Annotated in this window: 12 protein-coding genes; 6 read left to right on the top strand and 6 right to left on the bottom strand. The window is 65.4% G+C overall.

Annotated features, from left to right (window positions below; all coding sequences use genetic code 11):
- Nucleotides 1-17: 17 nt before the first annotated feature.
- Nucleotides 18-1109 carry a Gfo/Idh/MocA family protein gene (locus DEIPE_RS09930; RefSeq protein ID WP_015235832.1) on the bottom strand — a complete coding sequence of 364 codons (1092 nt, stop codon included), beginning with the start codon at nucleotides 1107-1109 and terminating at the stop codon, nucleotides 18-20.
- Nucleotides 1106-2119, bottom strand: a complete 1014-nt coding sequence (locus DEIPE_RS09925) for a zinc-dependent alcohol dehydrogenase (RefSeq protein ID WP_015235831.1) — start codon at nucleotides 2117-2119, stop codon at nucleotides 1106-1108. The genes DEIPE_RS09930 and DEIPE_RS09925 overlap by 4 nt, the downstream gene beginning before the upstream one ends.
- A gap of 435 nt (nucleotides 2120-2554) precedes the next feature.
- On the opposite strand from DEIPE_RS09925, the gene DEIPE_RS09920 reads away from it, so the two are divergent.
- From DEIPE_RS09920 to DEIPE_RS09900, 5 genes are all read left to right on the top strand, one after another.
- Nucleotides 2555-3529 carry an ABC transporter substrate-binding protein gene (locus DEIPE_RS09920; protein ID WP_015235830.1) on the top strand — a complete coding sequence of 325 codons (975 nt, stop codon included), beginning with the start codon at nucleotides 2555-2557 and terminating at the stop codon, nucleotides 3527-3529.
- A gap of 178 nt (nucleotides 3530-3707) precedes the next feature.
- The gene (locus tag DEIPE_RS09915; RefSeq protein WP_015235829.1) at nucleotides 3708-5267 is read left to right on the top strand and encodes a sugar ABC transporter ATP-binding protein; all 1560 of its coding nucleotides are present in this window, start codon (nucleotides 3708-3710) and stop codon (nucleotides 5265-5267) included.
- On the top strand, nucleotides 5260-6264 hold the full coding sequence (locus DEIPE_RS09910) for an ABC transporter permease (protein WP_015235828.1): 1005 nt from the start codon (nucleotides 5260-5262) through the stop codon (nucleotides 6262-6264). The genes DEIPE_RS09915 and DEIPE_RS09910 overlap by 8 nt, the downstream gene beginning before the upstream one ends.
- 27 nt (nucleotides 6265-6291) lie before the next feature.
- Nucleotides 6292-7287, top strand: a complete 996-nt coding sequence (locus DEIPE_RS09905; protein WP_015235827.1) for an ABC transporter permease — start codon at nucleotides 6292-6294, stop codon at nucleotides 7285-7287.
- A gap of 147 nt (nucleotides 7288-7434) precedes the next feature.
- Nucleotides 7435-8640 carry a patatin-like phospholipase family protein gene (locus tag DEIPE_RS09900; protein ID WP_015235826.1) on the top strand — a complete coding sequence of 402 codons (1206 nt, stop codon included), beginning with the start codon at nucleotides 7435-7437 and terminating at the stop codon, nucleotides 8638-8640.
- 245 nt (nucleotides 8641-8885) lie between these two features.
- Here the strand turns inward: DEIPE_RS09900 and DEIPE_RS09895 are convergent, their stop codons facing one another.
- The 4 genes from DEIPE_RS09895 to DEIPE_RS09880 are packed head-to-tail and all read right to left on the bottom strand — an operon-like array spanning nucleotide 8886 to nucleotide 12122.
- Nucleotides 8886-9539: a CoA transferase subunit B gene (locus DEIPE_RS09895; RefSeq protein WP_015235825.1), complete on the bottom strand. Its 654-nt coding sequence runs from the start codon at nucleotides 9537-9539 to the stop codon at nucleotides 8886-8888.
- Nucleotides 9539-10264, bottom strand: a complete 726-nt coding sequence (locus tag DEIPE_RS09890) for a CoA transferase subunit A (protein WP_015235824.1) — start codon at nucleotides 10262-10264, stop codon at nucleotides 9539-9541. The genes DEIPE_RS09895 and DEIPE_RS09890 overlap by 1 nt, the downstream gene beginning before the upstream one ends.
- Before the next feature lie 29 nt (nucleotides 10265-10293).
- The gene (locus DEIPE_RS09885; RefSeq protein ID WP_015235823.1) at nucleotides 10294-11076 is read right to left on the bottom strand and encodes an alpha/beta fold hydrolase; all 783 of its coding nucleotides are present in this window, start codon (nucleotides 11074-11076) and stop codon (nucleotides 10294-10296) included.
- Nucleotides 11076-12122 carry an alpha/beta fold hydrolase gene (locus DEIPE_RS09880; RefSeq protein WP_015235822.1) on the bottom strand — a complete coding sequence of 349 codons (1047 nt, stop codon included), beginning with the start codon at nucleotides 12120-12122 and terminating at the stop codon, nucleotides 11076-11078. Before DEIPE_RS09880 ends, DEIPE_RS09885 begins: the two co-directional genes overlap by 1 nt.
- Before the next feature lie 182 nt (nucleotides 12123-12304).
- Between DEIPE_RS09880 and DEIPE_RS09875 the strand changes: the two genes are divergently transcribed.
- The gene (locus DEIPE_RS09875) at nucleotides 12305-13465 is read left to right on the top strand and encodes an ABC transporter substrate-binding protein (RefSeq protein WP_015235821.1); all 1161 of its coding nucleotides are present in this window, start codon (nucleotides 12305-12307) and stop codon (nucleotides 13463-13465) included.
- Nucleotides 13466-13467: the final 2 nt, after the last annotated feature.

The following is a 13467-nucleotide window of genomic DNA, read 5'->3' as shown; positions in this document are numbered from 1 at the left end:
TTGGGCGTTCCTGCTGTTCAGTCGCTCAGGAGAAAACGGACCCACGAGCGGGTCCGGCCGGCCCGGTAGATCGCCTCGATCAACTCGACCGTCTTGCGTCCTTCCTCACCGGGCACCAGCGGCGGGCGGTCTTCCAGAACGGCCGAGGCGAAATCGGACACCTGCAGTGCGTGGTAGTGGGTCATCACGTCCAAATCCTGCGCGCGCTGCCGGTCTGCCGCCTGCCAGCCGGCAAGCAGGGCTTCCTCGCCTGGCACCGTCCATAGATCGTTGAGCGGTGGTTCGACCTGCTGCGTGACGCCGGCCACGAAACTCGAGCCACCGTCGGTCTGCACGCCCACCGAGGCGCCGTTCGATCCGTGAATGTGCAGGCGTCCCCACAGGCCGGGACGCTGTGAATTGCTGACCACGATGCTGCCGAGCGCCCCGCTCCGAAAGCGCAGGGTGGCCACGGCCGTGTCCTCCACTTCGATTTCCGGGTGATTGAGGTTGGCCCAGTCGGCTGAGAGTTCCTGCACCTCTCCCATCAGCCACTGCAGCAGATCGAGCTGGTGCACGGCCTGATTCACCAGCACACCACCGCCCTCACCTGCCCAGCTGCCCCGCCAGGCGTCCATGGCGTAATACTCGGGACCACGCCAGCCCAGCAGGTTGAGCGTGGCCAGAACGGGACGCTGCAGCGCGGCGCGCACGATGGCCTGCCTGACCCGCTGCACGCTTTCGTACAGCCGCCGCTGACTCACCACTCCGAGCTTGACGCCGCTTTCACGCGCCGCCCGGATCATGCGGTCGGCGTCCGTGACGCTCAGGGCCATCGGCTTCTCGACCAGCACGTGTTTGCCCGCGCGGGCCGCCAGCTCGGCCTGTAAAGCGTGCTGTGGATGTGGAGTACACAAAATGATCGCCTGCACGTCAGATTGGCCGAGCAGCTCCTCCAAATCGGTGTAGGGCCGCGCGCCATAGGCCTGAGCGAAGGCCGCGGTGCGCGCGGCGTCACGTCCGCACACGGCCCTCAGGTGGGTATGAGGCAGCTGGGAAAGAGCGGCAGCGTGCGTATGGGCCACTTTGCCCGGGCCCAGAATGGCAAACCCAACCCGCCCGCCGGTCACGGTTCCAGCACCACCTTCACGGCGTCCAGCTGCCCTCGGGCAAGGTCACGCACCAGTTGCGGACCCTCGTGCAACGGGGCGACGTGCTCGATCAGCGGGGTAAGGTTCAGCCGTCCGGAACGCAGCAGCGTCATGGCGGCCGCGAATTCTGCCGTGAAAGCGTAAGCGCCCCGCACGGTGATTTCACGCGTCACGATTTCCTGCATGGAAATCCTGACCGTGGGCGCGGAGTTGCCGACCCAGGTGACCGCGCCGCCATTGCGGACCATCTGCAGCGACTGTGCGGCCGTGACCTCCAGGCCCACGGCTTCCAGCACGGCGTCGGCGCCGTGGTTTCCGGTCAGGCGCCGGACCTCGTTCACCGGGTCGCCGTCGGCAGGCAGGGTCAGGTCGGCACCCAGTTGACGCGCGAGTTGCAGGCGGTGCGCGCTCAGGTCGCTGACCAGTACGCGCCCGGCCCCGCGCAGCTTGAGGGCCAGCACGCACAGCAGGCCGATCGGCCCCGCGCCCAGCACCACCACGGTCTGCCCGAAATCGAGTGGCGTCAGATTCACGGCGTGCAGCGCAACCGCGAGGGGTTCGATCATGGCGCCTTCGTGCCAGCTGATTTCACTCGGGAGGGGCAAGGCGTTGCGGCTGGGCACTCGGACCAGTTCGGCGTAACCTCCATCGACCGACCAGCCGATACCACGGCGCTGCAGGCACAAGTTGGCGCGGCCGGCAAGGCACTCGGCACACTGCGCGCAGGAGATGATCGGCTGCACCACCACCCGCTCACCTGGAGTGCGGTCTGCGGTCTCCTCACCCAGCGCTTCGATGACACCACAGAATTCGTGGCCCATCACGACGCCCGGGGTGCGGCGCCCGGTGGACCCGGTGAAACCGTGCACGTCCGAGCCACAGATGCCGGCAGCCTGCACGCGGACCAGTACTTCGCCCTGCTGGGGAACGGGCGAGGGGTGATCGCGCAGCGGCATCTGCCAGGGACCGTCATAGACCAGTGCCTTCATGGTGTACCTCGGGAGGCTTGCGGTGAGGTGGCCTGTGCGGCTTTGCCGCACATTCAGGATGAACGTGTGAACCTGTGTCCAGCGTACAGCCCACTTCCCCCATCGGCCAAGATGAAGAAATTATTAAGACATGAAGATTGCTTTACAGTGGGCAACAAGTTAGCTTGAATTCGTAATCAACGAAAACAACGAAAGTATGCATGATTGGCTTGCCCGCGAGCGGCTGCTCGGCAGGTGAAAACGTTTATATCGGTGATGCGGAGTCGCCATCCTGGGAGGGAGGGCCCGCGCCGCAGCCGCCGATCCACATCGGGAAAGGAGTGAAAACAGCAGTCCGTGACACGAACGTTTCGCCTTCGGTGATTTTCGGCATGTCAGAGCCGGTGTTGATTTCCACGCATTCTCGCCGCCCGACCAAGGCAAAAAGGATTCCCCATGAAGCGTAAAACTGCTGTTTCACTCATTCTGGCCGCCGCCGCCGTCGGCGCCCCGGTCATCGCCTACGCCCAGGGCCTGCCCAAACTCGCCCAGAAAAAGACTTACAAGGTCGGCTTCGCGCAGACCGAAAGCAACAACCCCTGGCGCCTCGCGCAGACCAAAAGCATGCAAGACGAGGCCAAGCGTCTGGGGCACCAGCTGGTGTACACCGACGCCGCCGGCAGTGCGGCCAAGCAGGTCAGCGACGTCGACAGCATGATTGCCCAGCGCGTCGACGCGATCTTCCTGGCACCGCGTGAGGAAAAACCCCTGGCCGCCGCCGTCAAGAAAGCGCGCGCCGCCGGTATTCCGGTGATTCTGCTCGACCGCAACGTCGATCAGAAGCTTGCCAAGGCCGGCACCGACTACGTGACCTTCATCGGCTCGGACTTCATCGAGGAGGGCCGCCGGGTCGGCGAGTGGCTGGTCAAGAAAACCAACGGACAGGCCAAGATCATTCAGCTTGAGGGCACCACCGGATCGAGCCCCGCCAACGACCGCCGCACCGGTTTCGAGAACGCCATCAAAGGTCAGGCGGGCATGAAGATCCTTGCTTCGCAGACCGGAGACTTCGCGCGCGACAAGGGCCGTCAGGTCATGCAGACCCTGCTGCAGGCCCATCCGGACGTGAACGTCGTGTATGCCCACAACGACGAGATGGCCATCGGCGCCATCGCCGCGCTGGAAGCCGCCGGCAAGAAGCCCGGCAAGGACGTCATGGTGCTCTCGATCGATGGAGGCCGCGAAGCGGTGCAGCTGGTCGCCGACGGCAAGATCAACTACATCGTCGAGTGCAACCCCAAGTTCGGGCCCAAAGCGTTCGAAACCCTCGCTGCCTACGCGGCCGGCAAGAAAATTCCTGCCAAGATCATCAACCCGGACCGTGAATTCACGGCCGAAAACGCCAAGCAGCTGCTGTCCTCGGCGTACTGAGCCGGGCGTGCCCTGAGGCCGCGGCCATCACCAGGTGATTGAGTTCGGGCAGGTTCACGGAAAAGGAACACCGTGAACCTGCCTTTTGCGCCGTGTCGTCGGGCCGCACCACCGGTCGTATCTGCTCCGCCGGGTCATTTCTCGGGAACGGTCCGCACCTGGAAACACAAGGAGCTTTGTGACAGAGACAGAACCCCTGCTCGTGATGGAAAACATCACCAAGACCTTCCCGGGTGTCCTGGCCTTGCAGGACGCCTCGCTCCGCGTGGGAAGCGCCGAAGTGCACGCGTTGATCGGTCAGAACGGGGCGGGCAAAAGCACCATGATCAAGGTGCTGACCGGCGCCTACCGCAAGGACCATGGCTCCATCCGGCTCGCCGGAAAGGAAGTGGAATTTCATTCGCCCGGCGCGGCCCAGCGGGGAGGCATCAGCACCATCTACCAGGAAGTCAATCTGGTGGGCTTCCGCTCGGTGGCCGAGAACATCTTTCTCGGGCGTGAACCCCGGCGCGGCCCCCTGATCGACGGGCGGCGCATGCACACCGAGTCGCGGCAGTTGCTCGCGCGCTTCGATATTCACGTCGACGTCACCGAGCCCCTTGGAGCGCAGAGCATTGCCGTGCAGCAGATGGTCGCCATCGCGCGCGCCGTGTCATTCCAGAGCCGCCTCGTGATCATGGACGAGCCGACCTCCTCGCTTGACGAGCGCGAAGTCGAGACGCTGTTCGGCGTGATTCGCCAGCTCAAGCAGGACGGTGTCAGCGTCATTTTCGTCTCGCACCGCCTCGACGAACTGTACGCGGTATGCGACCGCGTCACCATCATGCGTGACGGCCGCACGGTCGACGAGCGCGACATGCGTGAGATCAGCAAACTCGAGCTCGTGGCGCGCATGCTCGGCAAGGAAATCGGTGAACTGCGCCGCCAAGGTGAAACCGCCTTCGCCCAGACGCAGGCCACCAGCGACGAACTGCTGCTCGACGCGCGCGGTCTTCAGACGGGCCCCGCCCTGCGAAACGCGCACGTGAACGTCCGCCCAGGAGAAATCGTCGGCCTGGCGGGCCTGCTGGGCTCCGGTCGTACCGAGACGGCCCGCGCGCTGTTCGGTGCCGACGAACTGCAGGGCGGCGAGATTCACCTGAACGGACGGCCCGTTCACCTGCACGCTCCCGCCGACGCGATCGGGCACGGCATCGGTTTCTGCTCGGAAGACCGCAAGACCGAGGGCATCATTCCGCACATGAGCGTGCGCGAGAACCTGACGCTGGCGCTGCTGCCCGCCCTTTCGCGCGCCGGCATCGTGGACGCCGCCCGGCAGGCCGAGATCGTGGATCGCTTTATCGCGCGTCTGGGCATCAAAACCAGCGGACCGGACCAGAAGATTCGTGAACTCTCCGGCGGCAATCAGCAGAAGGTGCTGCTCGCCCGCTGGCTGTGTCTCAACCCCAAGCTGCTGATTCTCGACGAACCCACCCGGGGCATCGACGTGGGTGCCAAAGGTGAAATTCAGGCGCTGCTCAGCGAGCTCGCGCAGGGCGGGCTGGGCGTGCTGATGATCTCCAGTGAACTCGAGGAACTGGCCGAAGGAGCCTCGCGCGTGTTCGTGCTGCGTGACGGGCACACCGTGGCCGAACTGCCGCGCGCCGAACTTTCGCAGGACGCCATCATGCAGGTCATGGCGCACGGCGAAGGGGCGAGTGTGGCTTCTGTGGCTTCTCAGGGAGGCGCGCATGCCTGACCCGAATGCCGGAACCGCTCCTTCACTGCCGCGGTCCCGTGCCGGGCGCAACAACTGGTGGCGCGGCAACGGGCAGATTGTGGGCGCCCTCGTCGCGCTGGTGCTGCTGGTGCTGTTCAACGCGATCTTTACCCCGAATTTTCTGACTGCCCAGACCTTTTACGTGAACATGACCCAGGTCGCGACCATCGTGATCGTCGGCGTCGGCATGACGCTGGTGATCGCCACAGGCGGCATCGACCTTTCGGTGGGCGCGCTGATGGCCATCGCGGGCGCCCTCGCGCCGATGCTCTTCATGAACCCGCCGCTGGGCAATCCCGTGCTGGGCCTGATGCTGGCCTTCACGGTGCCGGTGCTGGTCGCGGGCGCCTTCGGGCTCTTCAACGGCGCACTCGTTTCACGTTTTGGCATTCAGCCCTTCATCGCCACCCTGATTCTGTTCATCGCGGGACGCGGCATCGCGCAGGTCATGACCAACGGCAATCTGCAGGTCTTTTCCAACGGTGCCTTTCAGTACATCGGCCTGGGGCGCCCGTTTGGCATTCCCTTTCAGGTGGTGCTGATGCTGCTGGTCGTGGCCCTTTTTGCCTGGATCATGGCGCGGACCATCTTCGGTCGGCAGGTGCTGGCTGTGGGCGGCAACGAAAAAGCCGCACGGCTTTCCGGAGTGCCAGTCGGGCGCGTGAAACTGGCGGTGTACGCCATCAGTGGTCTGCTGGCGGGCCTGGCCGGCCTGATCGTGATTGCCATCAACTCGTCCAGCGACGCCAACCAGGTGGGCCTCAACATGGAACTTGACGCCATCGCGGCCGTGGCCGTCGGGGGAACGGCCCTCACGGGCGGGCGCGCCACGGTGATCGGCACCCTGCTGGGCGCGCTGATCATTCAGCTGATTCGCTATACCCTGCTGGCCAAAGGGGTGCCCGACGCGGCCGCGCTGGTCGTCAAGGCCGGCATCATTCTGCTCGCGGTCTATGTGCAGCGCCAGCAGCACTGAGCGGTCCGCATCCACTGAAAGGAGCCCATGACCACCGCGACTTCCACACCCCCGGCCAGCCTCACCCGACGCGCCCGCTGGGCCAGCCTGCTGCAACGCTACGGCGTGCTGGCCGCACTGGCGCTGCTCGTCATCTTCGGTGCCCTGCGCTACGAAGGTTTCTTGTCGGTCTACAACGTCTCGACCGTGCTGTCGTACAACTCGATGTTCGGCCTGATCGCCCTGGGCATGACCTTCGTGATCATCTCCGGCGGCATCGATCTGTCGGTGGGCAGTGTTGCCGCCTTCGCAAGCGTCATCGCCGCGCTGCTCAGCCCTTTTGGTCTGTGGCCCGCGCTGCTGGGCGCCGTGGCCGCCGCCGCCATCCTCGGGCTCATCAACGGCCTGCTGATTGCCTACGCGCGCATTCTGCCCTTTATCACCACCCTGGCGATGCTGCTCGCGGCGCGCGGCCTGGCGCTGCTCTTTGCGGGCAACCAGTCGGTCAGCGTCGATTACGAGCGGAACTTCACCACCTTCGGACAGGGCAACCTGCTCGGCGTGCCCTACACGGCGCTGGTGCTGTTCGCCGCCTTCGCGCTCGGCGCGCTGATACTGCGCTCCAGCACCTTCGGTCGGCATGTGCTGGCCGTGGGCGGCAACGAGGAAGCCGCGCGCCTGATGGGACTCAACGTCGAGCGCATCAAGGTGCTGGTCTACACCCTGTCGGGCGCCCTGGCAGGCCTGGCAGGCGTGATTCTGGCCAGCCAGTTCGGCGCCGGGCAACCGACCGAAGGACTGGGCTGGGAACTCACCGCCATCGCTGCGGTCGTGGTGGGCGGCACCCTGCTGACCGGCGGCCTGGGGTCGGTGGGCAGTTCCCTGGTGGGTGTGCTGCTGCTGGGCATCATCTTCAACATCCTGAACTTCGAGAACGGACGCGGCACCATCAGCCTCAGCGCCTACTGGCAAAGCGTCATCCGCGGCGCGTTTCTGCTGCTGGTGGTGGTGCTGCAAAATCAGCTGACCCGGCGCCGAAGCTGACCAAAAACGGCAACGTCGGCCCTGCAAATGCAGGGCCGATTTTTGGGGCGCGTTTGCCCGCGCAGTTTTTCACGCCGCCGGGCAAACGCCGGACCGTAAGCTGAAGGAACCGGGGCAGCCGGGTTACCCTGCCCGCCCACGGATGCCATGACCGGACCAGCTGATTCTCGCCGCAATGGGGTCGCCCTGTGTCTCTCGGGCGGCGGTTACCGCGCGCTGCTCTTTCACCTTGGCGCGCTGAGGCGCCTGAACGAAGTGGGCCTGCTCACCCGGCTCGACAGCGTGTCGAGCGTGTCCGGGGGCAGTATCCTGGCGGCCTTTCTGGCGACGAAGCTGCCCTGGCCGCAGGGCGCGGCGCTCTCGACCGCCGAGTTCGACACGCGCCTCGCCATGCCGGTGCGCGCCCTGGCCCGTCAGGACATCCGGACACCCGCCCTGCTTCGGGGAATCCTGCGGGCCCTGAGCTTCGGACTCATCGGGCAAAGTGCGGTCGAGGCGCTGGCCGAGCGGCTGGAAAGTGAACTGGGCACTGCAGAGCTGACCGGCCTGCCCGTCCGGCCGGACTTCATCATCTGTGCCACTGACCTGGCCTTCGGGGTGCTCTTTACGTTTCGCCGCTCGCGACTGGGCAGTTACCGCGCCGGGTACCTCAAGGGCCCGTCGTTTCGCCTGTCACGCGCCGTGGCGGCCAGCGCCTGCTTTCCACCGATCTTCGGGCCACTGCATCCGAAACTCGATTCCCGGCAGCTCAAAGGCGGGTTGCGGCTGCCCGCCGGGGAACGCGACCGCCTCGTGCGGGGTTTGACCCTCAGCGACGGTGGCGTGTACGCCAACGACGCGACCGAGGCCGTCTGGAAGAACCACGCGACGGTCTTTGTCAGCGATGGTGGCGGTAGCCTGGACTTCGCCGAGGACACGCAGGGCCCGACGCGGCTGCTGAAGCTGCTGTCCCGCTACGTGATGATCGTCGACGCGCAGGCTCGCGCGGTCCGCAAACGCATCCTGATCGGCGCCTACCAGAACGGTACGCTTTCGGGTGCCTACTGGAGCGTGGCCGGCAGTCCTCAGCGCTATCAGCCAGGCGCGCCCGGATACGGGCCAGAGGTGGCAGAGCGGATCCGGCGGATTCGCACTGATCTCGACGCCTTCAGCAGCGCCGAAATCGCCATTCTCGAGAATCATGGGTACTTCCTGGCGGACGTGGCCCTGCGTAAACACGTTCAGGATTCCCTGCTGGGCCTTGACCTGGCCGCGCCGCTGCGCGCGCCGCATCCTGAGTGGATGCACGATCAGCGCGCACTTCGCGCTCTCCGTGGGAGCCACAAAACGGTGCTGCTGGGACGCAAAAGGTAACTGACCGGGTGGTCGGGCACCCAGGGTCGCGCCTGCCGGCAGGCCTTCACCACACGAACGGCCACTTCGTGTACCATGAACATGAATCCAGCAATTTGCTCGACGCGCGTGCCATTTCTGGCCGCGGCCCCGTGCATCCGGCTGGGTGAGCGCTTTCTCCCGGGTGAAGGAGAAAGCGCTCAGTTGCGTTCCTGTTCACGCTGAAGGTCAGCCGGACAGGCAGCTTTCCTCTGTCCGGCTGACCTTCAGGGCTGAGCCGCTGCCAGGGCGCCCGTGTCGACCGGCGCGCCCGTCTTGTCCTGCACGTCCTGCACGCTCACGCCGGGCGCGAGCTCCACGAGCTTCAGACCGTCCGGGGTCACGTCGAGCACGCACAGGTCGGTGATGATGCGGTCCACGACGCCCTGGCCGGTGAGTGGCAGGTTGCACTCACCGAGAATCTTGTGCTCTCCGTTCTTGGCAGTGTGTTCCATCAAGACGACCACCCGCTGCACGCCCGCGACGAGGTCCATCGCGCCACCCATGCCCTTGACCATCTTGCCGGGAATCATCCAGTTGGCGAGGTCGCCTGCCTCGCTCACCTGCATGGCGCCCAGAATCGCCAGGTTGATGTGCCCCCCACGAATCATGGCGAAACTGTCGGCACTCGAGAAAAAGCTCGCGCCCGGCAGGGCAGTCACGGTCTGCTTGCCGGCGTTGATGAGATCGGGGTCGACGTCGTCTTCGGTGGGAAACGGGCCGATGCCCAGCAGCCCGTTTTCGGACTGCAACACCACGTCCATGCCCGGCGGGATGAAGTTGGCCACCAGCGTGGGCAAGCCGATACCGAGGTTGACGTAGTAACCGTCGCGCAGTTCCTGCGCGGCACGCTGAGCCATTTCATTGCGGTTCCAGGGCATTACCGGACCTCTGCTTTCTGGACCTCGGCACTCTGGCGTACGGTGCGCTGCTCGATGCGTTTTTCGGGAACGGGGTTCAGCACGAGACGCTGCACGAAAATGCCCGGCGTGTGAATCTCGTCGGGATCGAGTTCGCCGACCTCCACGATTTCCTCGACTTCGGCGACTGTCACGCGACCGCTGGTGGCGACCATCGGATTGAAGTTGCGCGCGGTCTTGCGGTACACGAGGTTTCCGGCCTTGTCCGCCTTCCAGGCTTTCACCAGGGCCACGTCCGCGCGAATTCCACGTTCGAGGATGAACGTCTCGCCGTCGAAGACCTTGTGCTCCTTGCCGTCGGCCACGACGGTGCCCACACCGGTCTTGGTGTAGAAGCCCGGAATGCCCGCGCCACCCGCACGCAGGCGTTCGGCCAGCGTACCCTGCGGCACGAATTCGAGCTCGAGTTCGCCGGCCAGAAACTGACGTTCGAATTCCTTGTTCTCACCGACGTAACTGCTGACCATCTTCTTGATCTGGCGCGTGCCGAGCAGCAGGCCGAGGCCCCAACCGTCGACCCCGGCGTTGTTGCTGACCACCGTGAGGTTACGGGCACCACAGTCACGCAAAGCCAGAATCAGGGCTTCGGGAATCCCGCACAGGCCAAAGCCTCCCACGGCGAGCAGCGCGCCGTCCTCCACGAGGCCGTCAAGCGCTTCGGCGGCACTGGCGTAAAGCTTGTTCATGTCTCCTCCAGGTGGATCGTGGTCTTGATTCAAGATAACAAACGAGCGTTCGGTTGAGCGGCCGCCTCGGCCTTCAAAGGCAGCGTTCCCAGAAAATCCTCGAGGACTTCTCTGAAGCGCTGCGGCGCTTCCTGCGGAAAACCGTGGCCGCACTCCTCGAAGATCACGCAGCGGGCGTTCAGGGCCCGCGCCTGCACCCGCACCAGCTCGGGCGTGGCCAACTGGTCGAGCCCCCCACCCAGCACCAGGGTCGGCAGCTTCGGCAAGTGCGCCACCTGCCAGCGCTCCAGTGCCCGGGGATTGCCCGAGTAATGCTCCGCCTGCATGCGCCCAGCATCCACGACCAGCTGCGCAAAATTCGCGGGGCGCCCACTTGGAAACAGCGCCGAGAAGCTCGCCTCGACCAGCGCCGGGTTGTGGCGCATCAGCTCCAGCACCGGGTAGTTCTCCTCGGGCGTCTTGAGGCCGCTCAGCGGGCAGCTACCCGCCAGCACCAGGGCTGCGTAGCGCTCAGGAGCGCGTGACGCCAGCTCCAGCGCCACCGCGCCGCCCAGCGAGTGACCCAGCAGGGCGGGCATGTCGAGGCCCAGCTCCTGCACGAGCGCTTCCACGGCGTCCGCATACGCCCCGATGTCCGGCGGACAGCTCACGGGAGAGTCGGCAAAACCTGGCAGATCGGGCGCCAGCACCTCATGGCCGCCCGGTGGATGCTGCACCAGGTCACACCACCAGGCTCTGGAGGCGAAGTTGCCGTGCAGGGCGATCAGCGGCCGGCCCGCTCCGCCGCGTGACAAAGCCAGCGACGCGCCCATCAGGCTTCTCCGTCCTGCAGCAGCGCACGGAGCGCTGGCGCGAACAGTGCCGTCTCGTTCACGCAGGCGAGGTGTCCCTGCTCACTCTCGATTTCCAGGTGGGTGTGCCGCGCGCCCGCTTCACGCGTGACCTGCGCGAAGTCACGCATCTCGGCGCAGGGAAAGAACTGGTCGCCGCGCACGTTGACCGTCAGCAGGCGCACCTGTGCCTCTTGCCAGCGCCGCGCGAGTTCTGCGGGAGGGGCTACCGCGCGCAGGTCGTGGGTGGTGACGAGGCGCGCGATGTCGAGCACGTGCGCCAGCACCGCGTGCGAAGCGCGCGCCGGCAGGTAACTGGCAAGGTCCACGCCCGTGCGGCCAAAAGAAGCGTGCAGCCCGTCGGCCCCCCAACCGAACAAGGTGATCAGCCGCAGCGCCGCCAGAATGCCCCCGCTGCGCGCCACGTCATGCAGCAGCGGCGCGAACACCTCGCGCAGCACCACGCCCGCGTAAGGACTTGTCACGATGGCGGCGACACGCGGGGTCAGCTCCGGTTTTCTTGCCGCCCACTGCAGGGCCTGCATGCCCCCAAGACTCGGACCGATCACCGCGTGCCAGCGCAGCGCGCCAAACGAGCGCAGCAGGGCCCACTGCACCGCGACCAGGTCCGCGAAATCCCAGGCAGGAAAACGCGCCCCCCAGGGCGTACCGTCCGGATGCAGGGTGCCCGGTCCGGTGGTGACCACACGTGCGTCAGCAGCCTGCACGTTCGACGGGGTGTTCATGCACACCACGAAAAACCGCTCGGTGTCCACTGCCTTGCCCGGCCCGATCAGGGCGTCCCACCAGCCGGGTGCGTCGTCCCCGGCCGAGCGGCCCGCCGCGTGCGAGGTGCCGGTGTAGTAATGGCAGACCAGCACGGCATTCGTCCGCGCGGCGTTCAGGGTGCCGTACGTCTCGACGCCCAGTCGCAGGGGCACCGGCACACCACCGAGAACGGCCGTCGTTTCGAAGGTGAAAGTGTCCAGCCCGAGTGACGCCGCGGGGCTCACGGACGATGAATTCATGACCGCCTTTCCGGAATTTGCGGGCAGGCACGCTCCGGCACGACCGTCAGCGGGCAAGGCCACCACGGCGCGCGTCGCCGGAGCAAAAGAAAGGTCGGCTTGCGAGGCACGCGGCCACTGTAGGGGGTCGGTGTTACGTCACCGTAACACCGACCCCCTAGACTGCCTGCGAGGAGAAAACAATGAACAGACTGGTCATCACGGGCGTGTTGCTCGCGCTTTCGAGTGCGGGTGCAGTGAAGGTGGGCGTGCTGCTGCCCCTGTCGGGCGCCAGCAGCGTATCGGGTCAAGCAGCGCAGAGCGGCTACCGTCTGGCACTCGATGAAATCAACGCCAAGGGTGGGGTGCTGGGCAAACCCCTCGAAGTGGTCTTCGAGGACGACCAGTCGGCGGCGGCCAAGGCGGTGCCGGCCTTTGTGAAGCTGCAGACGGTGGACAAGGTGGACTTTATGGCGGGCGGCGTAGCAAGCGCCACGTCCATCGCGCTGTCGGGCCCGGCCAAACAGTATGACACCTTCATGGCCTGGATCGGCGCGGCCGCCGTGCCCGTAGAGGACGCCTTTGCCGACCACGAGTACTTCTTTCACTACCATCCGTGGTCGTACTACAACTTCCAGGCGATCAACGAGTTCTTCCGCTACCTCAAGCGCACCAAGGGCGCCAAGAACATCGCCATCGCCTATGAAGACGGTCCCTTTGGATCGGCGGGCATCAACGACACCGTCGCCGCCTTCAAGAAGGCCGGCTTCAACGTCGTCCTGACCGAGAAGTTCAAGACCGGCAGCGGCAGCTTCGGCCCGATTGTCAGCAAGGCCAAGGCCGCCAAGCCCGACATCTTCTACTGGATCGGCTACGACACCGACGCCCTGCCACTGGAAACAGAGATCAAACAGCAGGGCCTGGACGTCGGCATGGTGTACGGCACCCCACCCTCCTGGCCGGTCGGCTTCGAGAAGAACAGCCTCTCCGACGGAGTGGCGGGCCTGAGCCTCTGGCTGCCTTCCTCACCGCAGAAAGCCTCGCGCGAATTCGTAGCGGCGTACAAGAAGAAATTCGGCAACATCACCGAGGAGTACTTCGCGCCGCTCGCGTACGTCAACCTGATCTCGCTTGCCGAAGCCATCAACAAGGCCGGCAGCACCGACAAGGCCAAAGTTGCCGCCGAACTGGCCAAAACCAACATGGACACGCCGTTTGGCAAGCTGACCTTCAGCAAGAGCAACAAGATCAAGTACCAGGGCTTCAAGGGTGAGAACTGGCTGCATTTCCAGTTCCTGGGTGAAGGTCGCGCGCCGATTTATCCCATCAAGTTCGCCAGCAAGCCGCTGGTGTACCGCAAGTAAAG

Source organism: Deinococcus peraridilitoris DSM 19664, from assembly GCF_000317835.1.
GTDB classification, from domain to species: domain Bacteria; phylum Deinococcota; class Deinococci; order Deinococcales; family Deinococcaceae; genus Deinococcus_A; species Deinococcus_A peraridilitoris.
Note: the sequence above shows the minus strand (reverse complement) of the source record. Positions and strands in the feature narration are given on the sequence as shown.